The sequence below is a fragment of the Natronomonas halophila genome, from assembly GCF_013391085.1.
Classification (GTDB): domain Archaea; phylum Halobacteriota; class Halobacteria; order Halobacteriales; family Haloarculaceae; genus Natronomonas; species Natronomonas halophila.
In genome coordinates, this window is the sequence record NZ_CP058334.1 from 389512 (window position 1) to 410343 (window position 20832).

Here is a 20832-nt window from a genome sequence, read left to right on the forward strand (position 1 = left end):
CCTGACTCACCTACAGCCAGTCGTCGGGTTTGGTGTCGTAGTCGACCTCGGTCGCCATGATGTCGGCAACCTCCTCGTCGTCGAGGTCCTCTTCTTCGAAGGATTCGCCGTCGAAACGGATGAGTTTGCCCTGCTCGGTCGGTTCCGGTTCGCGGTCACGGCGTCGGGCGACCTCGATGTCGTGTTCGTCGACCTCTTTGAGGATGGTCTTGAGTGCGACGGGCCGGCCCCACAACTCGAAGACGCGTTCGAGCGTCTGTTTGGCCTCCCGCAGGTCGAGTTGGACGCCGTTGTAGTGATGCGCCAAGAGGAGTTCGTTCCGGTTGCGGAAGTTGCCGTCGTGGACGGCGATGGTCGGCTTGCCGAAGTTGGTGAACTGCAACATCAGCTTCTTTTTGACGTCCTCGGCGGCCGTCGATGTGGCGCGGAAATCGCCCGTCGTGTGGGTGTACTCGTAGGTGAAGTAGTCGTTGTCGTCGACGAACTCGTCGGTGAGGAACTCGTCGATGAAGGTGACGTCGTTGTGGCTCTCCCGGACCTCCAGCATGCGGTCCCAGCCGGTCGTCCGGTCGACGTCGGCGATGGCGTCCTCGACGGTGTCGTATCGCTCGGTATCGAAGAGGTATCGGGAGATACGCTCCAACTCCGACTGCGAGACGCGTTTGAGGAAGCCACGATTCTCCGCCGCCACGAGCGAGTAGTGGCGTTCGGCGAGTCCCTCGTAGGTGAGCGGTTTCCACGGATACTTTTCGAGGTCGACCTCGCCATTGCGGGCGCGTTCGAGGTTTTCGGCGTCGATACGGGGGTCCTCGGGGTCGAGGTCCGCGAGGTTGCCGACCGGGTCGTCGACGGCGGGGGCCGGCTCCAGCAGTTCGAGGACGGCATCGAGGTCTACGGTATCGGCGAAGTTCCGCCACGTGACGCCCTCGACGCGGAGCAGGTGTTCGATGACCTCGCGACGGTTCCGGCGATTTTCGACGTACTGCCACAACTCGAAGCCGAGTTTGTAGGGATTCAGTCCCGGTGACCCCAGTACCTGCGCCATGTGGTCGGCATACGAGATGAACTCGTCCGCCGCGGCGAAGCCCTCGTCGGCCATCATCTTCGATTCCCAGTAGGCGGCCCAGCCCTCGTTCATCACCTTCGTCATCTTCTGGGGTGCGAAATAGTAGGCCTCCTTGCGCAGAATTTCGAGGATTTCGCGCTGCCACTCCTCGTAGTCAGCGGCTTTCTCGCTGTCCTCGTCGTAGGCCTTGCCGTGCGAGCGAAGGAACCCGAGGACGTCCGTTTCGGGCGTCTTCGGGAAGGTAGCGCCGTCCTCGTCGTCGGCCATGCCTTCGACCCATTCCTCGTCGAAGACCTGTTTGCGGACTTCATCCGAGAGGTCGAGTTCGTCGAGTTGCTCGGCGACGTCTTCGGGAATCGTCTCCTCGTCACTCCACTCCTCGGCGGTCGTAAACGCGCGGTGCTGGTCGATGTTGTCCTCCAGACAGAGGACGTGGTCGATCCACTCCTCGACGGCCTCCCGGGAGACGTCCGGGTCCTCCATGTACTCGGCGATGGTCTCGGAGTGGCGTTCCAGCATGGCCGCCGCGTCGGGCGAGGTGCCGAACAGCCGGAACCACTCGTTGTTCTTGAAGAAGTCCGCGTGGGCCTCGACGTGGGTGATGACGGCCTTCTGGTCGGCAATAGCGTTGGATTCCTGCAGGAAGGCGTTCGAGGGGTCGTCGTTGTTGACGATTTCGAAGGCCTTGCCGCCGAGGTACTGGCCCTGCTTGCGCTGTTTGTCGTACTGCATCCCCCACCGCCAGTGCGGGTAGCGCTGCTGGAAGCCGCCGTAGGCGATGAGTTCGTTCATCTCGTCGTAGTCGACGACCCAGTAGTTGACCGGGAAGGGGTCCAAGCCCAGTTTCTCGGCGAGGTTGTTGGCCTCGCGGGCGGGCTCTTCGAGGTCCTCGGCGATGCGCTGTTTGTGGATTCGGTCGTCGGTACTCATGATTCGTCCTCCGTACTCAGGATGGTGTAGATGGCATCGACCACGTCCTCGGGGCTCTGGACGTAGGCGACGGCGACGTTGCTCGAATCGCCGAAGTGGTGCTGGACCTCCTCGGCGTGAGTGGCGTTGATGGCGTTGCCCGACGGCTGGGTCTCCACGTACGCGTGGAGGTTCGCCGGAATCTCTTCCATCATCGGGATGACCTTCTCCTCGGTGTCGTTCGAGGAGTTCTCGGAGTCGCCCGCCGCGAAGACGTAGCGGTTCCAGTCGCTCCACGGGTACTCCGCTTCGAGGATTTCCGCGGCCAGTTCGTAGGCGCTGGAGATGCGGGTACCACCGCCCGAGCGGATGCCGAAGAACTCGTCGCGTTCGACCTCCCAGGCGTCGGCGTCGTGGGCGATGTAGACGAACTCGGCGTTGTCGTACTTGCCCGTGAGATACCAGTCAAGCGGCGTGAACGTCCGCTCAACGAGTTCGCGCTTGGACTGGCGCATCGACCCCGAGACGTCGCGGATGTTGACCACGACGACGTTCTTCTCCCGTTCTTCGATGATTTCGGGGTAGCGGTAGCGTTCGTCCTCCCGCCGGAACGGAATCTCGTCGACACCCTCCCGTCGGATACGGGCCGCGGTCGCCTCCCGGTCGACGTTCTCTTTCATCTCCTCGATGGAATCCCAACGATCCGTCTCGTCGTCCGACAGCGACTCGTAGGCGTCGTCGATCCACGCCCGAGAGACGGGGATGTGGTTGTCGCGCGCCCACTCGAACACCGTCGAGGGACCCCAGCCATCGACGCGGAGTGCCTCGCGGATGTACTCCTCGTCGAAGTCCATCGCGAGTTTTCGCTTGAGCCCTTCCTTGAACAGCCGCTCGAAATCGAGGGTGCTGGCGGGGCCGCTCCGGGTGATGTCGGTGAAGTCACCTTCCTTTTCCTCGATGACTTTCTTGCCCTTCGGGTCCAAATCGAGGCCGAGTTCCTCGTCCAATTCCTCGGCGAACTCCTCGGGGTCCATCTCGTAGTACTCGTGTTCGGCGCCCTCCTCGCCGGGGTCGTCGTCACCATCCTCGTCGCCATCGCCGTCGCCGGGCTGTGGCTCGGGCTGGCCGACCGGGTCGCCGACGTCCGGCGTACCACCCTGACCCTGTCCGACGCCGCCCTTGTCGCGGTCGTCGTAGACGAACGACGGCAGGTCGACGATTTTGATGGGTATTTTCACCTCGTCGGGGCGGGAGTTGCCTAAATCTCCGTACTGGATGAACTCCGAGAGGTCCTGCCGTTTCGCTTCGCCGACCTCACGGAAGCGGTCGAGGTCGTCTCTCAGTCCCATCGGTAACTCACCTGACTCATGACGTGTCTACTGGTCAACTCCGCGGAGGCCGCGGAGTAGCCGAACAGTTCCTGCATGTTGCGGATGGTCTTCTCCTTGATGGCCTCCGTCTCGGTGCCCGACGGCGGGTCGGCCCACTGGCTGGGTTCGAGGTCCTCGTAGGTGCGGCCGACGTCGTCCCAGTCGTGGCTCCCGAGCACCGTCTCGATGACCGGAATCTCACGGGGGTCGACGTCGGTAACCGAGAAGTCCTCGTCGCGGTTCCGCCACGCGTGGCGGTTCAAAGCGGTGATGACCTTCTCCTCGCGGAACTCGGCGACACCCTCGTCGGGGTCGGAGCCGTCGTAGTCGTCCTCGTCGAACCGGCCCAGATGCTCGATTTCGAAGACCTTCATCTTCAGGGGGTCCGGCTCCTCGTACTCGCCGCGGTCGTTCTCGATGTGCTCGTCCTCGACCCACGCGTAGACGTGTTCGATGTACTCCTCGACGGTCTCCTCGTCGACCCGCTTGTCGCGCATGATGGCGTCGATAACGTCGGCTTCCTGCTGGCCGAAGACGTGGTTCTTGATGGGGACGAGCCGGTTCTCGTATTCGGTCCGCTCGCTGCCGGAGAAGACCGGCGCGTCGTCGAGGCCTTCGGCCATCGCGTTCAGCACGTCACGCGGCATGATGACGTCCTCGACGGGCAGTTCGGCGTGGTGGCGGTCGGTCTCCTCGTGAAGCAGGTCGGCGATGATGTCGCGGGTGTAGGTGACGGGGATACCGCCCGCTCCCTCCTCGACGTCCGCGAAGTCGAAATCGTCCTTGTAGCGGCGCTCGTCGCCGTCCTGCAGGTAGCCGCGGTCGTAGATGAGCGCCTTGTCGACGAGGTCCAGTCCCGGCGGTAGCGACTCGTTGTCGAGTCGCGTGCCGACCGCATACAGCGCCGCCGCCTCGATGGCGTGCGGGGCCAACTCGCGTTCCCGGACCGTGCCTTCATCGCCGCGGACCGCGACGGTAATCGGCTCCTGAATCTTCTCCTCTAATTCCTCGTAGTTGTCCGCCTCCCAGATTTCCGTCTCGTTGGTCAACTCCCGGCGGACCAGTTCGGCCTCCAGCGAGAGGTTCGTCAGGTAGTGGAACTCCCGTTTGTCGAGGCGGCGCTTCAGCGCCTTCAGCGGGTCCGACCCCTGCCGTTCGGCGTGCTGGTTCAGTTGGGATTCGAGGTCGGGATTCGAGATGATAATCATCTGCGTGTCGACGTCCATCCCGACGGCCTTGTCGAGTTTCACCGTCCCCTCGTCGGGCACGTTCAGGAGTTTCTGCAGCAGGTCGGCGTGCTGGGCGGCGTCCTCGACGATGGTCAGCAGGCCGTTGCCCTGCGAGAGCACGCCGTCGTAGGAGAACGCCTGCGGATTCTTCCGGCCCCGGGAATCCAGCGCCTGCAACATCCCGGCCATCCACGACCCCACGAGGCGCTCCTTCGGCGTGCCGTCGTCCTCGCTGTGCAGAACGCCGATGCCCTGCCCCACGTCGACGACGTAGTTCTTGACTCGAAGGTGGTCCGCGTCGGCGACGGCCGAGAACATATCCTCGGTACCCTGCCGACGGTAGCGCTCTTCGAGGTGGTCGTAGGCCTCGCGACTGAAGGGATCCAGCCGGGTTTCGAGGTGGATGGGAATGTGGTCCTCGGCCGATTCGTTGAGGTCGGCGAGCAGTTCCTCGCGGACCGACTCCGGAAAGACCGAAAGCGGGTGGGCCTGCACGGGCGAGGGATACCAGTCGTCCTCGCTGGCCGCGGGCTTGCCGCCGTAGGTCATCCCCGGCGAGTCGTCGGTGCCGGCGATATTCCACTCGACGGTGTAGCGGCGGCCCTCCTCGGTCTTCGAGAACTCCCGAAGGCCGTTGATGAGGCACCGCTTGAGTTCGGATTTCCCCGTGGCCGTCGGCCCGTCGAGCCAGAGGATTTTCTCCTCCTTGCCGCGGCGGGCCGCGATAGAGCGCAGGTCGTCGACGAAGGCGTTCAGCACCTCGGTGTTGCCGAGAATGGCGTGTTCGCCGTCGTTGTGCGGGTCATCGAAGAAGCGGTAGCGGTCCTTGCGCTCGCCCTCCTCGACGACGGTTCGGGTGCCGGCGGCTTCGATGGCCTCCAGCAGGTACTTCGAAGCGTGGGCCGCCGAGGTCGGGTTATCGAAGATTGTTTCGACGTACTCGCCGAGGCTCATCGGCGGTTCGTACGTCTCCCGAAGCGCCTCGTCGGCACGGCCGATGTAGTCGTTGGCCGTCATCTCATTCCTCTTCCATTTCGGCTTTGGCGACTTCGGCGCCGGCGAACTCCAGCACCTCCTTTGCGCCCTCGTTGCTGTAACCCTGCTCTTCGAGGGCATCGACCCAGGCGTTGCGCTCGTCGTCGTCTAACTCGCCGCTGGAGACCAGCGCCGAGAAGTTGATGTTGTGTTTCTTGTCCTCCCAGAGTTTGCGTTCGAGTGCGCGACGCAGACGGTCGTTGTCCTGCGGTTCGAACGTCTCACCCTCGCGTGCGCGACGGGAGACCCAGTTGGCGACCTCCTGCCGGAAGTCGTCCTTGCGGTCCTCGGGAACGTTGAGTTTCTCCTCGACCGCCCGGAGGAACTTCTCGTCGGGGTCCTGTTCGCGGCCCGTAATCTCGTCTTCGACGGTGTCGTCGTCGATGTAGGCCATGACGTGGTCCATGTACTTCTCGCCCTGCCGCTGGATCTCGTCGAGGTCGTAGGCCAGCGCGTGGCGGACGTCCTCGATGGCGCGTTCCTTGTACTCCTCGCGGACCAACTCGAGGAATCGGTAGTACTCCTCGAAGTGCTCCTCGGAGATGGAACCGTGGTTCTCGAGGTTCTCCTCGAGGTGGTTGAACGTCGTCAGCGGCGAGAGGAACCCGCGGCCGCGGTGCATCGAGTCCATGATTGCCTCGGCGATTTCGTCGCCGATGAATCGCGGGGAGACGCCGTCCATCCCCTCGCCGATATCGGCGACGGCTTCGGCCTCGTCCTGCAGTTTCTTGATGTCGATATCCTCGCCCTCGTCGATTTCGCCGTTGTAGGCCTTGGTCTTCTGAACGATGGAGATGTTGCCACCATCGGGTTCCTCGATGCGCGTGAGGACGCCGAAGAGGCCGGCCATCTGGAGGGTGTGGGGTTCGACGTGCATATCGGGCACGTCGGCGTTGCCCAGCATCTTCTCGTAGATGCGGGCCTCCTCCTCGTACTGGAGGACGTAGGGGAAGTCGATGCGCTTGGTCCGGTCGTTGAACGCCTCCATCTTCTCGTCGCCCTTTTTATCCCGATATTCGGGCATGTTCGTCCGACCGACGATGACCTGGTCGATGTCGATTCGGGGGTTGTTCTTCGGCTTGATGGTCTGTTCCTGTGAGGCGTGCAGGAAGTCATAGAGGAACTCCCGCTGGAGTTTGAGCAGTTCCTCGCCGGAGAAGATACCCCGGTTGGCGTTACAGAACGCCCCCGAGTAGTCGAACGCACGCGGGTCGGATTCGCCGTAGACGGCGATTTTCGAGTAATTGACGTCGCCGGTCAACTCCGTCTCGTCTTGATTTTTCTTGTCCTTGGGTTCGAACGTCTCGATGGCCTGCCGTTTGTTCTCGTCGGCGAGCAGGCGGATGACCTCGACGTGGTTTTCGAGGACCTGCTGGAGGTCGTCATCGTAGTGTTCCAGCAGTTTGTCCATGTAGAACTCGCTTGCGGGGTCCAGCGCCTGCTCGTTGCGGATGGTGTAGGGCGCATCCAGCAGGTCGTTCAGGTCGTCGATGACCTGCTGGCGCTGTTCGAGCGGCAGCAGGACGATGGGGTCCTGATTCATCGGCGACCGGACGACGTCGTCGGCGGGGTCCTGGTCGTGGAGGATATCACACAGCCCGGTCCAGCGGAAGGTGTACATCCGTCCCGCCTCGCGGGTGGTGTAATCCTCGTAGTACCGCCGGACCTGTCGGTCGAAGTCGGACTTCCCGGAGCCGACCGGCCCGAGCAGGAGTTTGATGCGCTTTTCGGGCCCGAGACCACGGGCGCCCGACTTCACCTTGTTGACGAACTCGTGTATCGCCTCGTGGATGACCCGGCCGTAGAAGGTGTTCTCGCCGTCGCCGAGTGGGTCTTCGGCGGCTAAGTCGTATTCGACGACGCCTTCGTCCTCGTCGTAGGTCGTCCCGTAGTGGTCGAACATATCCGCCACGCGCTGGTGGGCGTTGCGGGCGATTTTCGGGTCGTCGTACAGCTCTTCGAGATACCAGTCGAACGACCGGGTCTGCCGGAGGTCCGACGGAATCGAGTTCCTGTACTCCTTGCTGAGTTCCTCGAGGGATTCCATGTCCTTCATTCTATCACGTGGATGGTCGCCCATCCCGCCCGATTTCCGGGCAGGCCGTCGCGGCCGTCACGGTACCGAGGCACGCGTACACTTACCACACCAGCGTGTCGAACGCGCTCTTGGTCGGAGCAACGACACGTCAGGGGCGGCAAGCGGCGAGCACGATACCGATAGTATCTTATATATGAGTGCTACACTAACATAAGTATTGTTGCCACACCACACGATTCTGTCGGTAGCCGTTCGAACGAAACCAGCAAGGGAAGCCGGTATTTGACGCTCCGAGTGAGCATGCGTCGGACGCTCGTCAGACGCCATTTATAAACCGAAGGCTGATACGGGCCGCGTCCAAAGCGCGCGTATGCTCGATGAATCGGCCCTCGGCGACGGCTGGACGGTCTGGAACGCCGAGGACGACCGCGTCATCCTCGCCTATCGACCCGACGTCTTCAACGGCTCCGACTTCCCCTCGGCCTGTCTGCCCACCATCTACGTCACGCGCGGCCGCCGGAGCCGCCGCCCCGAGGGCAACCGGAACCTCCCGCCGGACGCCCCGTGGATGGTCACCCTCTATCTGGAACCGGAGGTCAACCGCGACCCCGACTCCTACGACAGCATCGCCGAGGCCGTCGAGGGCGCCGAAGCCCTCTCGCGGCGCTTTTCCGAGGGCGACATCGACTACCGCGGGCTCTATCAGGTGCCGCGCGAGGGGTACTTCGCGAAACTCGACGACCTGACCGGCCGCCAGTAGCCCCGCGGCGACGCGCTTAACAGTGGGCCGACGAAATCATCCCCTATGTCGAAGGTCACGCTCATCGGCGAACGGCTCGCGGAGGTGGGCACCGAGTTCATTTATGGCGGCGAATCGCCCGCCTGCGAGGGCTGTCCCTACCGCGGGCAATGTCTCAACCTCACCGAGGGCCGCCGCTACCGCGTGACCAGCGTCCGCGATTCCGGCACCCTCGAATGTGCCGTCCACGACACCGGCGTCACCGCCGTCGAAGTCGAACCCGCGCCCGTGCTGGCGAACGTCCCCTCGAACGCAGCCTACGCCGGCAGCAAGGCCGAACTCGCCGGCCCCTGTCCGTACACCGAATGTCCGAGCCACGAGTTCTGCGAACCCGCCGGCGCCGAGTTCGACGAGGAACACCAGATCAAAGAGGTCGTCGGCGACCCGCCGCACGACTACTGCATGCTGGACCGGGACCTCACGCTCGTCGAGTTCGCGCCGGAAGAAGACGAATAGGCCGCGCTACCGGTTCGGACCCTCGGCACGCGCCGAGGCGCTTTCGGTCGTCGGCACCGGCGGTTCGTCACCGTCTAGACGGGCCACGAGGTCGCCGGCGTAGCCGAACTCGTTCTCGTAGCCGTAGGCCGAAAGCAGGATGGGATAGAACGGGAACTCCGCGTGCAGTACCTCGCCGTCGGCGGCGGCGAAGGCTTCGCCCTCGCCGACCCGCTCGAAGTTATCGACGAACACCTCGTATTCCTCGGCGTCGGGTTTGGGAATCTGCCGCTCCATCCGGAAGACGGGCAGGCGGTGGTCCCGACGCGGCTGTTCGGTACCGGCGAGGACGCTCGTCGCGACGAGGAACTCGCGGGCAAGCCGTTCGGCGTTCTCGGCGGCCGCCGCGGATCGCTGGATGCCACACTCCAGTTCGATAACGTCGGGGTAGGCGATGAGTCGGCCCGTGCTGTAGCCGGCCGTCTCGACGACGGCTTCGACCGAGAGGTACGGACAGATGGAGCGGCCGTGGCCGTCCATCTCGTCGACGAGCGCGAAGGGCGCGGCGTAGGACTGGGTCGAGTGCAGCGAGAGGATTTCACAGCCCCGAATCTCCGTGAGGAGTTCGTGGGCCAGTCGCCCCTCGTGGGTGTCGGCGTCCGGCGCGCCGGGGAAGGCGCGGTTGAGGTCCTCCTCGACGTAGCGGACGCCCTTCTCAAGGGCTTTCTCGTTGGCGACGATGAGTTTTACCGGCCGCTCGACGTCGAGGTCGGCGTCAAGCAGGGCTTCGACGGCTTTCGGGCCGCACGGCTCGTCGCCGTGAATCCCTCCGACGATTGCGACCTCGGGTTCGCCGTCACCCAGCGTCTCGACACGCATCTATCACACCATAGCGGAGCGGGGTGTATGAACCCCGCGCTTCGGCCCGTGTGGCAACACGCACCACTCCCGTTTCGTTTTTAAGCGGTGCCCGGGCGAGCGGTGTTGACCGCTCGTGGCTATCGGGCCATATCGTAGAACTCGTCGTTCGGGCGGATGTCGGCCACTGTCGCCATCCGGTTCGAGAGGTTGAACACGGAGACGACGCTCGCGATGTCCCAGATTTCCTCGGTCGAGAAGCCGACCTCGCGGAGTCGCTTGAGGTCCTCGTCGTCGACCTTGCCGGGCGATTCGGTGAGTTTCTCGGCGAAATCCAGCATCTCGCGGTGCTGGTCGGAGAGGTCAGCCGTCCGGTGGTTCGTCGCCAGTTGGTCGGCGAGTTTCGGCGCCTCCGCGAAGATGCGCAAGAGCGCGCCGTGGGCGACCACGCAGTACAGACAGTCGTTGACGCCCGAGACCGTGACGACGAGCATCTCGATTTCCTCGCGTTCCAGCGACGTGTCCTCGGTCAGGGCGTCGTGGTAGTCGAAAAACGCCCGGAAGTGGCTCGGTTTGTAGGCGAAGGCCGGAAAGACGTTCGGCGTGAAACCGGCGTCTTCGGTCTCCTCGTCGATGCGTTCCAGGATATCGTCCGGAATCTCCTCGCGGTCGGGGACCGGGAACCGGCCCATAGCATCCTCGTTCATGGCGCGGGTATCGGGCGGCAGTGACAAAAACCCCCACGCGCGGCTATTCGCGGGCCCAGTAGTCCTCGTCGCCGCGAAGTCGGTGGAAAACGACCACGGCGGCGTAGAAGACCACGCCGATGAAAAACAGGGCGACCGGAACCGCGAAGGGGCCGAACGTCTCGAAGATCAGTCCGGCCAAATCGACGATGATACCGACCATGGGGGGCGATAGACACCCGACATATACAGGTTCTTCCCTCCCGAACCGACAGTCACCCACATGTACAAGACGGGCCACTACGGGGCCGCGCTGTTGCTGTACGCCCCGGTCGGCTATCTCCTGTTGTCGGTCGACCCCGGGCTTGCGGTCCTCGGCGGCCTCGGGTCGGTCGCCTTCTCGCGGGTTCCCGACTACGACCTCCGGGTACCGGGCATCCAGCACCGCGGCGTCACTCATACCCTGCTCTTCTTGGGCGTCGTCACCGCCGTCCTTTCGGGGGCGTGTCTGGTCTTCGCCGAACAGTTCGGGACCGACCCGACGCTGACGGCCGGCCTCGGCGCACTCGTCGGCGTCGTCGCCATCGGCTCGCACCTGCTGGCCGACGCGCTGACGCCTTCGGGTGTGCCGCTGCTGTGGCCGCTGTCGAGTCGCCGCTTTTCGGTCAGCGTGGCGACGGCCTCGAACCCCATCGCCAACTACGGCCTGCTCGTTTTGGGCGTCGCCCTCACCGTCGCCCTCGGCTATTTCGCCGGACAGGCCTGACCGGTCGACTGCGAAATCACGGAGTGGCGAATAAACGGCGAGAAACCTTCCTCACGTGCCGGATTTTACCGGGAGTATCTTTATTAGGAATCCTCCGAACTTGCGCACGCTACCATGGAACACTATAACGGAGAACCCCTGCGCCATATGGGGGACCTGCCGTCGATGGCAGCCCACCGGTACGGCGACAAGACGGCCCTCACGTTCATGGGCCAGGAGACGTCGTTCAGCGAACTGGAGGCGAGAGCCAACAGCGTCGCGAACGTCCTCGTCGACAACGGCGTCGAACCGGGCGACCGGGTCGGCCTCTATATCCCGAACACCGACCAGTTCCCCGAATCCTACTTCGGCGCGATGAAGGCCGGTGCCATCCCGGTACCGCTGAACCTCCGGATGGACCCGAACACGCTGGAGTTCGTCCTGCAGGACGGGGACGTCGACCACATGATCGGGTCGCCGCTCTTGGCCGGTGGAATGGACACCGAGGAAGGCCGCATCGAGGGCCCCACCGAACTCGCCGGCCGCGCCGGCGTCTCGAACGTCTACGTCTCCGGCGTCAGCGAGGACGACGTCGTCAACTACTCGCAGGCGACCGCCGAGGCATCCGACGAGTTCGACACCGTCGACCGGGATTACGACGACGTGGCGGTCCAGCCCTACACCTCCGGGACGACGGGCAAGCCGAAGGGCGTCCTTCTGACCCACAAGAACCTGCTGTCGACCATCGAATCCTACGAGAAGGGCGGCCTCCCCATCGACCCCGACGACAGCATCGTCCTCGTGCTCCCACTCTTCCACATCTACGCGCTCAACGCCATTCAGGGCACCTACCTCTACAACGGCGCGAAGATGCACATGATTCCGCGTCCGGACCCCGAGATGATTCTCTCGACCATCTCCCAAAACGAGGTCACGAACTTCGCCGGCGTCCCCGCCCTCTACAACATGATGTGGCAGGTCTACCGGGAGGACCCCGACGCCTACGACATGGAATCGCTGACCGACGTCATCTGTGCGGCGGCACCCCTCGCGGACGACACCCGCCGGACCATCGAGGAGGCGTGGGGCGTCCCGATGACCGAAGGCTGGGGGATGACAGAAACCGGGCCGGCCGGCTGTGTCGAACCCTCTCGCGGCGTCCGCAAGTCCGCGGGCTGTATCGGCCCGGCGCTCCGCGGCGTCGACCTCAAACTCGTCGACCCCGAGACCCGAGAGACCCGCATCTCGGTCGACGACCTCGAACCCCACCCCAGCGACGACATCGACTTCACTGACGAGGAGCAGGTCACCGGCGAAATCGCCATCAACGGGCCGACGATCTTCGAAGGCTACTACAACCGGCCCGAGAAGACCAGCGCCGTCTTCGACGACGAGGGCTGGTTCTACACCGAGGACATCGCTCGCGTCGACGAGGACGGCTACTTCTGGATGGTCGACCGCGCCGACGACATGATTATCGCCGGCGGGGAGAACATCTACCCCGCCGAAGTCGAGGACGCCCTCTACGAACATCCCGACGTCGCCGAGGCCGCCGTCGTCGCCGCACCCCACGAAATCAAGGGCGAAGCGCCGGTCGCCTTCGTCGTCCTCGAAGAGGGTTCGGACGTCTCCGAGGACGAACTGCGGGATTTCAGCCTCGACCACGTCGCCACCTACGCCCACCCGCGCCGCATCTGGTTCATCGACGAACTCCCGCGCAGCGCGACCCAGAAGGTCCAGCGGTACAAACTCGAAGAGGAAGTCGAAGAACGCCTCGACGGCGGGTCGCTCGGCTCCAGCGAGGAACTGTAAGCCAACCACCACGGGGCGGCCCACGGCCGTCCGTTTCTATTTCAGCAATTACCGAAGAGCCGAGTCACGACGAGCGACGAGCCTTATTCGTCGTCCTCGTCGGGGCGCGGAATCTCGCCGTTGCCGATTTTCGCGCCGCGGCGCAACACGCCGCGCATCGTTCGGGCCTCCCGGCCGGTCGGCTGCGCACGGGCGATTAGCCGGCGGAACAGCCGGTTCGTCTTGTCGATTTTCTCCGTGGGATGGCCGACGTCGTGGAGGTAATCGTCGAACGTCCCGTAGAGACCCTCGATTTCGTGTTCGTTAGCGCGTTCGTGCGGATTGTCGGGATGCTGTGTCTCCTCGACGGTCAACTCCCGGAGTTCGTAGAGGACGATTGTCGCGGCCTGTGCGAGATTGAGGACCGGATACTCGTCGTCAGCCGGAATCGAGCAGATGCGGTCCAGCCGTGCGAGTTCGTCGTTCGAGAGGCCGACGCGTTCGCGGCCGAAGACGATACAGACGTCCGTATCGAGGTCCCCGAGTTCGTCGGCGAGGTCCTCGGGTTTGAGGAAGGGATACCGGACGTGCTTCGTGGCGTCCTCGTTGGTAATCGCCGTGGTGGCGACCGTATAGAAGTTGTCGACGAGGTAGTCGAAATCGACCTCCGTGGCGTTCGGGAGGACGTCCTCGCGGGCGTGGCCGGCGAAGCCGTAGGCCTCGCCCTCGGGGTCCAGTTCGGGCGGGTTCACGAGATAGAGGTCCGAGAGGCCGAAGTTCTTCATCCCGCGGGCGATGGTGCCGACGTTGCCGGGCGTCTCGGGGTCGACGACGGCGACGGAGATGTTCGGCGTCACGTCAGATCCGAGTAGTCCATGCCGAGGTCGTCCAGCGCCTCGTCGTCCATCTCCTCGATGGCCTCTTCGAGTTCGGGGACGTCCTCACCCATGTCCGGGGCGGGGATTTCGTCGGGTTCGGTATCGACGTGTTCGAGGCCGCCGTAGCCCTCGGGTGCACGGTTGCCCGCCGCGAACCATTCGTGGAAGGTGTCGGCGAAATGTTCGTTGCCCTTCTCGCGGCTGCCGCCGTCCTCGCGGAACCAGTAGAGGAAATCCGCCTCGTGGTCGGGACAGAGCAGCACCTCGCCGAGCGGTTCGCCGTAGACGATGCGGGCGACGTTGCAGTCCTCCTTCTTTTCGTTGAGCAGCCAACAGCAATCGCACGGTTCCCCGGCGACGACACGCAGGCGGATGAGTCGCTTGCGCGTCTCCTCGGACATCTCTTCGAGCGGGCGAATCTCGTCGTTCTCGTCGAAGACTTCCTCTTCGTCGAAGCGCCACCCCCGAAGCGCGATAGAGACCTTTGCCATATCCGTGGGTTCGTGATTGGCGCGTATAAGCGCGTCCGTCCGGGCCGAGGCCGACGCTCAGGTGTGGCGGCCCGCAGCGGCCCGAATTTCGCCGGCGACGACCGAGAGTTCCTCGGAGCGACCGCTTACGGCGGACGCGACCTCTCGAAGCGTCGAGACGGTACCCGTCAGATAACAGTCGCCGTCGCCCAGTCCGACCACGCCGCCGGCGTCTTCGGTCGCGGCCACGAGCGCCTCGCGGTCGGCATCGGGCAACTCACCGACGAGGAAGGAAAGCGTCGCGCCGTCCTCGGGGTCGCCGGTTCCGTCCCGGAGGGTCATGCTCCGTTCGACCTCCCGGCGGGTCGTCCCGGTCAGCTCGACGACGCGTGCCTCGTCGTCGGCGACGCGCCGGTCATCGCCGAGGTGGTGGGCGACGAGCGCGACGTCCCGTGTCTCGGCGACGTCGTGGGTGCGGATGATGTGGGCGCCGCGTTCGACTTCCATCGTCGCCGCGGCGAGGCTAACCGGCAACTGGTCCTCGGTGTCGGGCCGGTCGGCGATATCGCCGAGGAAGTCCTCGCGGTTCGTCGCGGTGACGATGGGGCGGCCGAAGGCGCGGAACTCCCGGAGGCGGCGGAACATCTCCCAGTTGTCCTCGTAGGTCTTCTCGTCGTACCAGCCTCCGAAGGCCGGGTCGATGATGGTCTTGTCCGTGAAGCCGCCGCGCTGGAGCGCCTCGAAGACATCGTCGATGGTCTTCAGGTGGCCCGGACTCTTGATATCCGGCGGGCTTGCCATCTTGATGACCGCGGCGTCTTGGTCCTCACAGACGCCGGGCATCTTCGGGTCGGCCCAGCCACAGACGTCGTTGACGAGGTCGAAGCCGCCGTCAAGCGCGCGCTCGGCGACCTCCGAGTAGCGCGTCTCGATGGACCACGCGACGTTCTCGTCGGTCTCGACGGCGTCCATGACCGCCAGCGCCTTGTCCAGTCGTTCGAGTTCCGTCTCCGGCGGCAGCCAGTCGTTCTTCGGGTTCGAGGACTGCAGGCCGACGTCGATGATGTCGGCGCCCTCGGCGATGAGTTCCTCCTCGGCGAATTCGACCGCCTGCTCCGGCGTCCCGTGGACGCTCGGGTCGTAGTTCGACTCGACGCTCATGTTGAGCACGCCCATGATGCGCGGGGGGTGGCCGTCGCCGACCGGGACCCCGCCAACGTCGACAGTTCGCATTACCGCAATACAGCGGCGTCACGGAGTAATACCTTGGCATATCGGCCAGCAGACGGCCCCATCGGTGACATCACGGTGGAGGCCCGTTCGGCCGGAAGGACAGGATTCAAGCGCGTTTCGACCGCTAGAACGGGTAGATGCAGGATTTCGACGGCTCCCCGCTCGACGCGGATTCGCTGGCGGTCGTCTCCAACCGGGAGCCGTACAGCCACGGATACGGGCCGGACGGTATCGAGGTGTCACGCCCGAAGGGCGGCCTCGTGACGGCGCTGGACGGCGTCCTTCGGGAGGCCGGGGGGACGTGGATTGCGTGGGGCAGCGGCGACGCGGATTTCGGCCCCGAAATCGCCGACGACGGCGTGGTACCGATGCCGCCCGAAACCGGCGAGTACACGCTCCGCCGCGTCCCGCTGAAGCGCCAGCAGGTCGAGGACTACTACTACGGCTACAGCAATCAGGTGTTGTGGCCGGTCTGCCATCTGTCGACCGAACACATCCGGGTCGAACCGGGATTCTGGAACGCCTATGAGGCGGTCAACCGCCAGTTCGCCGAGGAAATCATCGCGAGCGGCCACGAGACGGTCTGGTTTCAGGATTACCACCTCGCACGGGCGCCGCGACACGTTCGCACCGAGCGGCCCGAGGCCTCGCTGGCGCAGTTCTGGCACATCCCGTGGCCGCATCCCGACGCCTTCGCCGTGACCCCGCATACCGAGGACCTGCTCGACGGCCTGCTGGCCAACGATGCCGTCGGCTTCCATACCGAACAGTACCGCCGGAACTTCCTGCGGTGTGTCGACGCGCTTCTGGACCCCGAAGCGGTCGATTTCGAGGCGGGAACGGTCGGCTATCGCGACCGGGCGACCGAGACGTTCGTCGCCCCCATCGGCGTCGACCCCGAGTCGATAGCAGCGAAGGCCCGTGCGGACGACGCCAGCGGGTTCTGGAACGCCTTACGCAAACGCCACGACTTCGACGAGGAGACGACGGTCGCTTTGGGCGTCGACCGCCTCGACTACACGAAGGGCATCCTCGAACGTCTCGACGCGCTGGCGCATCTCTGGGAGCGCCGTCCCGACTTGCGAGAGCGGCTGGTCTACGTCCAGAAGGCGACCGAGAGCCGGACGCATATCGACTCCTACCGGTGGTATCGTCGGGAGGTCATCGACCGCATCGACGAAATCAACAGTCGGTTCGCGACCGACGACTGGACGCCCATCGTGTATCTGGACGAGTCGGTCGCACGGGACGCTCTGCTCGGCCTCTATCGGAACGCCGACGTCTGTCTGGTCACCTCGAAACGCGACGGGATGAACCTCGTCGCCAAGGAGTTCGTGGCGGCCTCCCGCGGCGCCGACGGCGTGTTGGTCTGCTCGGAGTTCGCCGGCGCCGCCGAATCGCTGTGCCCGGCGGCGATTCCGGTCAACCCGGTCGACATCCCGGCGCTGGCCGACGCCATCGAGCGGGCGACCGATATGGACGCCGACGAACGCGCCGACCGCCTCGGCCGACTCCAGCGTGCAGTTGTCGATGAGGACATCGAATCGTGGTTCGTGACAAACCTCACGCACCTTTAGGCCCACCCTACTCACCAAGCCAGCGGGCCGTAGCGGTCACGAGGGAGTATCTCCTCGCGTCTGACGCATGTCGGACAGGTGACGTGCAGTACGAGAAAGCTTATACCAAAGCGACCGGAAAGGTCAGGTGGAAGCCCGGAGGGCACATCTGGGTAGGGGTACCTTGGTGCGCTCTGGGCCCAGTCTTAACATCTCTTAGTGGTAACTGTGGGTATGCGATACGACGAGTGGCAGCCCGCTTATGAGGCGATCCTGTCGGATTTCGGCTTCGAGAAGGCCGCTGACGAACGAGCACGGGACCTCCTCGCGGAACTGATGGACGACGAGCAACCGCGTTCGGTCGCCGATATCGACCTCTCGGGCACCGTCGCCGTCTGCGGCGGCGCACCGTCACTGGTCGGCGACCTCGACGTCGCCCGCCGGGCCGACAGCGTCGTCGCGGCCTCCATCGCCGCGGATATCCTCCGGGATGCCGGCATCGCCGTCGACTGTATGGTGACCGACCTCGACAAGAACCCCGAAACCGCCCGGGCGCTGACCGAGGCGGGAACACCCGTCGCGGCTCACGCCCACGGCGACAATATCGAGGCCCTCCGAGAGCAGGTGCCGAAGTTCGACGCCTCGGCCGTTCTACCGACGACGCAGGCCGACCCCGTCGGTTCGGTCGTCAATTTGGGCGGCTTCACCGACGGCGACCGGGCGGCGTTTCTCGCCGACGCCTGCGGCGCCGATCGGCTCGTCTTCCCCGGCTGGGAGTTCGACGACCCGACCGTCGGCCGGCAAAAGGCCCGGAAACTGCTGTGGGCCGAGCGCCTGCTCCGGTGGCTGGAAATGCGACGTGAGGAGGAGTTCGGCCTCCTCGATGGCCGCCGCGGACGCATCGAATTGCCGTGGCTGGCCGGCAGGTAGCGACCATCGGATTCGACCCGAGGCGGCCCCTTTTGACGGCGGCACACTGCTTATAAGACCCCGCGGCGAAGCGCCGGCGATGAGTTCCGTGTCGGTCCACCGCATCGAGTTCGATATCCCGTGGCCGCCGGATACGGCCTACGCGTATCTGGTCGACGTCAATGAACCCGTACTGGTCGACGCCGGGGGCCCCGGCGAATCCGGCACCGAGACACTCCGGGACGGCCTCGCCGAGATAGGGTACGAACTTGCGGATATCGAACACCTCCTGATTACACACCCGCACACGGACCACGGCGGACAGGCCGCGACGATCGTCGAGGCGGCCGACCCAACCGTCTACGCGCTCGAAGGCGTTCGCGAGCGCCTCGCACGCGACGCCGACGACCTCGCGGCCGCCATCCGTGCGAACGCCACCGAGGTCGGTGTCCCCGACCCCGAAGCGGAGGTCGACCGCGCGGTCGATTCGCTTCGACGCAATCGCGACTGTCTACCGCCGGAGCACATCGACGTCGAACTCGCGCCGGGCGAAGCCGTCGAAGCAGGCGGTATCGCCTTCGAAGCGGTTCACGTTCCCGGCCACCAGGAGAATCAGGCGGCGTTCCGACACGGCGACCTGCTTTTCGCCGGCGACACCGCCGTCGAACCGTTCCGCCCGGCAGCCCTCCACGTCGGCCTCGACCACGGCTGTTACGAGGCGATATATGCCTTCCATCGAGGGTTGGACGCCCTCGAAACCGTCGCCTCCGACATCGACCGGGTCTATCCCGGCCACGGGCCCGTCTTCGATGACCTTCAGGCCGTCATCGAGCGGGACCGTGCGTCACTGGAGGCCCTCGTCGAGGACTGCCGGACGACTCTCAGCGACCTCGGCGCTGCGACGGCCTACGAGGTGACTGACGCCCGAATCGAGAACCTCGAGAAACGTCCCTATACGATATTCGAGTCCGTCGGCGCGCTCGCGCGGCTGGAGCGGCAGGGCGTCATCGACTCGTCGATGGATGGGGACGTACGGCGATACCACCCATCGTAGCCGGTCACGGGCCCGCCGAATTACGTCGCTACCGACCGTCAGTGGCGTATAGTATTTCACAGGTACGACGCCGACCGCGCCGAGCGCTCGAAGACGAAAGCCGCCATCTCGACTGGACGCGGCGCGGAAGCAGCAAGGAGGACGCGCCGTCGAGCGGACGGAAACGTTCGGCTGCCGGGGGCGGCGATAGAGACCGGAGGGTCAGGAACGTTCCATCGCGCGAGTGAGCATCTCGACTTCGTCCTCGTCGAGGGCTGTGTAGTAGAGGCGGAACTCGTAGAGTCGGCCGTCGAGGGGTTGGTCGGCACCTGAGTCGTCCTGCCCGATTCGCATGCTTCCCATGTCGACGGGCGACTCGTAGGTGGACTCGTTGGCTTTCGTGCCGTCGAGATAGAGGCGGTAGGTCTCACCGTCGTAAGTGGCGACGGCAACGTAGGTTTCGCCGGTCTGAAGCGCGTCGTTGGCGGTCGTGATGAAGTGGTCGTCCCCGTAGTTGACCCCGAACTGCAGTTCGTCATCGCCGGTCGTTTCGATGTGCCACTCCTCGCTGCCGCTGCTGTGTTCGACGAGTTGCTGTACTCTCCCGTTCTCGTCGAGACGGAACGTCGTCGCGACAGTGAAGGCCTCGACGTCGCCAGTTCCCTCGGTCTTGAGATCGTCAACCTGCACGTAGTCGTCCGATTCGTTTGAGCCGTCAACCGTCCCATCAAACGACAGCGCCGTTCCGTTTCCGTCCTCGACCCACTGCGGCCCACCGCCGTCGCCTTCGAGGTCTCCGTGGTTCCCGTTTCGTGACCCGTCTTCGAGCGTGCTCCCGCTTCCGTCGAAGGTGTAGTAGCCGACGAAATCGCCGGCCTCGCCGGCTTCGAACTCCTCGCGGAGGAGGACGCTCGTCTCGTCGCCTTCAGCGACGAGGAGAACCTCGTCGTCCGGTGCTGTCGGCAGGAATACCGTCGACCCGGTCGAACTCTGGTCGAGCGTCGTCAGGGTCTCGCCGTTGAGCCGGACCTGAAAGGTCTGTCCGACGGCCGTCGGTGTCAGTTCGGCACCCGCGTTCGTGCCGTGGAGGTCGACGACCGTCTCGACCTGCTGGTCGGGCGGGGTCTCCCCGAGGCTCAACGCCATCACACCAATTACGGCCGCCAGCACCACCGTAATCGCGACCATTAGGATAACGCCGATGACGGGCGAGACCGCTCGGTCGCCGCTGTTCGACCCCATTACCGAACGGTTCGGCCACAAGATATAAAATGCAGGTAATGGTTCGATAGCTGAAACGGCACCGCAGTGCAGCCATTCCTGCCGCCAGCGCTGATTCCTGCCGAACCGGCCTGCTCCGGATAAAAGCCTATTACGTTGTGGTATAGCATTTCTCGCATGGTCCCCGAACCAGACTCCTCCCGCGGTTGCGAGAAGTGCGGTCACACGGAAACCGAAGTCGGCACGATTTCGACGACTGGCGGCGGCCTGAGCAAGATGTTCGACATCCAGACGAACAGTTTCAAGGTCGTCTCCTGTACGAACTGCGGTTACTCGGAACTCTACCGCGATACCACGGCCGGGTCCAGCGACATCGTCGACGTCTTCCTCGGCTGATGGCCGACGGCGCCCTCCTGATCGTCTTCCTACTGGTCGCGATAGCCTCGCCGCTAGTGCTGTACTGGCTTGTGCGGGCCGAACACGACCAGCGCGAGGAAATGAGCCGCGAGGAAGCCGAACGCGTCGCCCGCCGGGATACCGACGACGAGCGCTGAAACGGTCCGCGAACCGG

At 64.6% G+C, this 20832-nt stretch carries 20 protein-coding genes; 9 read left to right on the plus strand and 11 right to left on the minus strand.

Annotated features, from left to right (window positions below):
• Positions 1 to 10: 10 nt before the first annotated feature.
• The 4 genes from HWV23_RS02045 to HWV23_RS02060 are packed head-to-tail and all read right to left on the minus strand — an operon-like array spanning position 11 to position 7665.
• On the minus strand, positions 11 to 1996 hold the full coding sequence (locus tag HWV23_RS02045; RefSeq protein ID WP_178288807.1) for a SpoVR family protein: 1986 nt from the start codon (positions 1994 to 1996) through the stop codon (positions 11 to 13).
• Positions 1993 to 3324, minus strand: coding sequence for a YeaH/YhbH family protein (locus HWV23_RS02050; RefSeq protein ID WP_178288808.1), 1332 nt, complete (start codon positions 3322 to 3324; stop codon positions 1993 to 1995). The genes HWV23_RS02045 and HWV23_RS02050 overlap by 4 nt, the downstream gene beginning before the upstream one ends.
• Complete coding sequence (locus tag HWV23_RS02055) at positions 3315 to 5591, minus strand: PrkA family serine protein kinase (RefSeq protein ID WP_178288809.1); 2277 nt, start codon at positions 5589 to 5591, stop codon at positions 3315 to 3317. The genes HWV23_RS02050 and HWV23_RS02055 overlap by 10 nt, the downstream gene beginning before the upstream one ends.
• Position 5592: 1 nt before the next feature.
• Positions 5593 to 7665 carry a PrkA family serine protein kinase gene (locus HWV23_RS02060; protein WP_178288810.1) on the minus strand — a complete coding sequence of 691 codons (2073 nt, stop codon included), beginning with the start codon at positions 7663 to 7665 and terminating at the stop codon, positions 5593 to 5595.
• A 352-nt stretch (positions 7666 to 8017) separates the two neighbouring features.
• On the opposite strand from HWV23_RS02060, the gene HWV23_RS02065 reads away from it, so the two are divergent.
• Together HWV23_RS02065 and HWV23_RS02070 are read left to right on the plus strand one after the other, a co-directional pair.
• The gene (locus HWV23_RS02065) at positions 8018 to 8407 is read left to right on the plus strand and encodes a DUF5820 family protein (RefSeq protein WP_178288811.1); all 390 of its coding nucleotides are present in this window, start codon (positions 8018 to 8020) and stop codon (positions 8405 to 8407) included.
• Positions 8408 to 8452: 45 nt separating this feature from the next.
• On the plus strand, positions 8453 to 8902 hold the full coding sequence (locus tag HWV23_RS02070) for a UPF0179 family protein (protein WP_178288812.1): 450 nt from the start codon (positions 8453 to 8455) through the stop codon (positions 8900 to 8902).
• 6 nt (positions 8903 to 8908) lie between these two features.
• On the opposite strand, the gene HWV23_RS02075 is transcribed toward HWV23_RS02070, so the two are convergent.
• The 3 genes from HWV23_RS02075 to HWV23_RS02085 form a co-directional block, all read right to left on the minus strand.
• Entirely contained in the window at positions 8909 to 9760 is an 852-nt protein-coding gene (locus HWV23_RS02075) for a M14 family metallopeptidase (RefSeq protein ID WP_178288813.1), read from the minus strand.
• A gap of 119 nt (positions 9761 to 9879) precedes the next feature.
• On the minus strand, positions 9880 to 10446 hold the full coding sequence (locus HWV23_RS02080) for a peroxidase-related enzyme (protein WP_246282717.1): 567 nt from the start codon (positions 10444 to 10446) through the stop codon (positions 9880 to 9882).
• A 43-nt stretch (positions 10447 to 10489) separates the two neighbouring features.
• Complete coding sequence (locus HWV23_RS02085; protein ID WP_178288814.1) at positions 10490 to 10648, minus strand: hypothetical protein; 159 nt, start codon at positions 10646 to 10648, stop codon at positions 10490 to 10492.
• A 60-nt stretch (positions 10649 to 10708) separates the two neighbouring features.
• On the opposite strand from HWV23_RS02085, the gene HWV23_RS02090 reads away from it, so the two are divergent.
• Together HWV23_RS02090 and HWV23_RS02095 are read left to right on the plus strand one after the other, a co-directional pair.
• On the plus strand, positions 10709 to 11191 hold the full coding sequence (locus tag HWV23_RS02090; protein WP_178288815.1) for a metal-dependent hydrolase: 483 nt from the start codon (positions 10709 to 10711) through the stop codon (positions 11189 to 11191).
• Between the two features lie 147 nt (positions 11192 to 11338).
• Positions 11339 to 12982: a class I adenylate-forming enzyme family protein gene (locus HWV23_RS02095; RefSeq protein ID WP_178288816.1), complete on the plus strand. Its 1644-nt coding sequence runs from the start codon at positions 11339 to 11341 to the stop codon at positions 12980 to 12982.
• Between the two features lie 83 nt (positions 12983 to 13065).
• Here the strand turns inward: HWV23_RS02095 and HWV23_RS02100 are convergent, their stop codons facing one another.
• Genes HWV23_RS02100 through HWV23_RS02110 form a run of 3 tightly spaced genes read right to left on the minus strand, consistent with a single transcriptional unit; the run spans position 13066 to position 15542 of the window.
• Positions 13066 to 13818: an RNA methyltransferase gene (locus HWV23_RS02100; RefSeq protein ID WP_178288817.1), complete on the minus strand. Its 753-nt coding sequence runs from the start codon at positions 13816 to 13818 to the stop codon at positions 13066 to 13068.
• Complete coding sequence (locus tag HWV23_RS02105; RefSeq protein ID WP_178288818.1) at positions 13815 to 14330, minus strand: DUF8114 family protein; 516 nt, start codon at positions 14328 to 14330, stop codon at positions 13815 to 13817. Before HWV23_RS02105 ends, HWV23_RS02100 begins: the two co-directional genes overlap by 4 nt.
• A gap of 57 nt (positions 14331 to 14387) precedes the next feature.
• Positions 14388 to 15542 (minus strand): dihydropteroate synthase, encoded by a 1155-nt coding sequence (locus HWV23_RS02110; RefSeq protein ID WP_178288819.1) that lies wholly within the window; start codon positions 15540 to 15542, stop codon positions 14388 to 14390.
• 137 nt (positions 15543 to 15679) lie between these two features.
• On the opposite strand from HWV23_RS02110, the gene HWV23_RS02115 reads away from it, so the two are divergent.
• The 3 genes from HWV23_RS02115 to HWV23_RS02125 all read left to right on the plus strand — a co-directional run bounded on the left by HWV23_RS02115 (position 15680) and on the right by HWV23_RS02125 (position 19061).
• The gene (locus tag HWV23_RS02115) at positions 15680 to 17119 is read left to right on the plus strand and encodes an alpha,alpha-trehalose-phosphate synthase (UDP-forming) (RefSeq protein WP_178288820.1); all 1440 of its coding nucleotides are present in this window, start codon (positions 15680 to 15682) and stop codon (positions 17117 to 17119) included.
• Between the two features lie 213 nt (positions 17120 to 17332).
• Entirely contained in the window at positions 17333 to 18028 is a 696-nt protein-coding gene (locus HWV23_RS02120; RefSeq protein ID WP_178288821.1) for a 6-hydroxymethylpterin diphosphokinase MptE-like protein, read from the plus strand.
• Between the two features lie 79 nt (positions 18029 to 18107).
• The gene (locus HWV23_RS02125) at positions 18108 to 19061 is read left to right on the plus strand and encodes an MBL fold metallo-hydrolase (protein ID WP_178288822.1); all 954 of its coding nucleotides are present in this window, start codon (positions 18108 to 18110) and stop codon (positions 19059 to 19061) included.
• A 201-nt stretch (positions 19062 to 19262) separates the two neighbouring features.
• Here the strand turns inward: HWV23_RS02125 and HWV23_RS02130 are convergent, their stop codons facing one another.
• Positions 19263 to 20282, minus strand: a complete 1020-nt coding sequence (locus HWV23_RS02130; RefSeq protein WP_178288823.1) for a LamG-like jellyroll fold domain-containing protein — start codon at positions 20280 to 20282, stop codon at positions 19263 to 19265.
• A 156-nt stretch (positions 20283 to 20438) separates the two neighbouring features.
• Here HWV23_RS02130 and HWV23_RS02135 point away from each other — a divergent pair, with 156 nt between their 5' ends.
• Complete coding sequence (locus HWV23_RS02135; RefSeq protein ID WP_178288824.1) at positions 20439 to 20657, plus strand: zinc ribbon domain-containing protein; 219 nt, start codon at positions 20439 to 20441, stop codon at positions 20655 to 20657.
• Entirely contained in the window at positions 20657 to 20815 is a 159-nt protein-coding gene (locus HWV23_RS02140; protein ID WP_178288825.1) for a DUF8143 family protein, read from the plus strand. Before HWV23_RS02135 ends, HWV23_RS02140 begins: the two co-directional genes overlap by 1 nt.
• The last annotated feature ends 17 nt before the right edge of the window (positions 20816 to 20832 follow it).

What these genes read in the sequence shown, in the direction of transcription:
- HWV23_RS02045 (WP_178288807.1), bottom strand. Translation starts at nt 1,996, where the DNA reads ATGAGTACCGACGACCGAATCCACAAACAGCGCATCGCCGAGGACCTC.
- HWV23_RS02050 (WP_178288808.1), bottom strand. Translation starts at nt 3,324, where the DNA reads ATGGGACTGAGAGACGACCTCGACCGCTTCCGTGAGGTCGGCGAAGCG.
- HWV23_RS02055 (WP_178288809.1), bottom strand. Translation starts at nt 5,591, where the DNA reads ATGACGGCCAACGACTACATCGGCCGTGCCGACGAGGCGCTTCGGGAG.
- HWV23_RS02060 (WP_178288810.1), bottom strand. Translation starts at nt 7,665, where the DNA reads ATGAAGGACATGGAATCCCTCGAGGAACTCAGCAAGGAGTACAGGAAC.
- HWV23_RS02065 (WP_178288811.1), top strand. Translation starts at nt 8,018, where the DNA reads ATGCTCGATGAATCGGCCCTCGGCGACGGCTGGACGGTCTGGAACGCC.
- HWV23_RS02070 (WP_178288812.1), top strand. Translation starts at nt 8,453, where the DNA reads ATGTCGAAGGTCACGCTCATCGGCGAACGGCTCGCGGAGGTGGGCACC.
- HWV23_RS02075 (WP_178288813.1), bottom strand. Translation starts at nt 9,760, where the DNA reads ATGCGTGTCGAGACGCTGGGTGACGGCGAACCCGAGGTCGCAATCGTC.
- HWV23_RS02080 (WP_246282717.1), bottom strand. Translation starts at nt 10,446, where the DNA reads ATGAACGAGGATGCTATGGGCCGGTTCCCGGTCCCCGACCGCGAGGAG.
- HWV23_RS02085 (WP_178288814.1), bottom strand. Translation starts at nt 10,648, where the DNA reads ATGGTCGGTATCATCGTCGATTTGGCCGGACTGATCTTCGAGACGTTC.
- HWV23_RS02090 (WP_178288815.1), top strand. Translation starts at nt 10,709, where the DNA reads ATGTACAAGACGGGCCACTACGGGGCCGCGCTGTTGCTGTACGCCCCG.
- HWV23_RS02095 (WP_178288816.1), top strand. Translation starts at nt 11,339, where the DNA reads ATGGGGGACCTGCCGTCGATGGCAGCCCACCGGTACGGCGACAAGACG.
- HWV23_RS02105 (WP_178288818.1), bottom strand. Translation starts at nt 14,330, where the DNA reads ATGGCAAAGGTCTCTATCGCGCTTCGGGGGTGGCGCTTCGACGAAGAG.
- HWV23_RS02110 (WP_178288819.1), bottom strand. Translation starts at nt 15,542, where the DNA reads ATGCGAACTGTCGACGTTGGCGGGGTCCCGGTCGGCGACGGCCACCCC.
- HWV23_RS02115 (WP_178288820.1), top strand. Translation starts at nt 15,680, where the DNA reads ATGCAGGATTTCGACGGCTCCCCGCTCGACGCGGATTCGCTGGCGGTC.
- HWV23_RS02120 (WP_178288821.1), top strand. Translation starts at nt 17,333, where the DNA reads ATGCGATACGACGAGTGGCAGCCCGCTTATGAGGCGATCCTGTCGGAT.
- HWV23_RS02125 (WP_178288822.1), top strand. Translation starts at nt 18,108, where the DNA reads ATGAGTTCCGTGTCGGTCCACCGCATCGAGTTCGATATCCCGTGGCCG.
- HWV23_RS02130 (WP_178288823.1), bottom strand. Translation starts at nt 20,282, where the DNA reads ATGGGGTCGAACAGCGGCGACCGAGCGGTCTCGCCCGTCATCGGCGTT.
- HWV23_RS02135 (WP_178288824.1), top strand. Translation starts at nt 20,439, where the DNA reads ATGGTCCCCGAACCAGACTCCTCCCGCGGTTGCGAGAAGTGCGGTCAC.
- HWV23_RS02140 (WP_178288825.1), top strand. Translation starts at nt 20,657, where the DNA reads ATGGCCGACGGCGCCCTCCTGATCGTCTTCCTACTGGTCGCGATAGCC.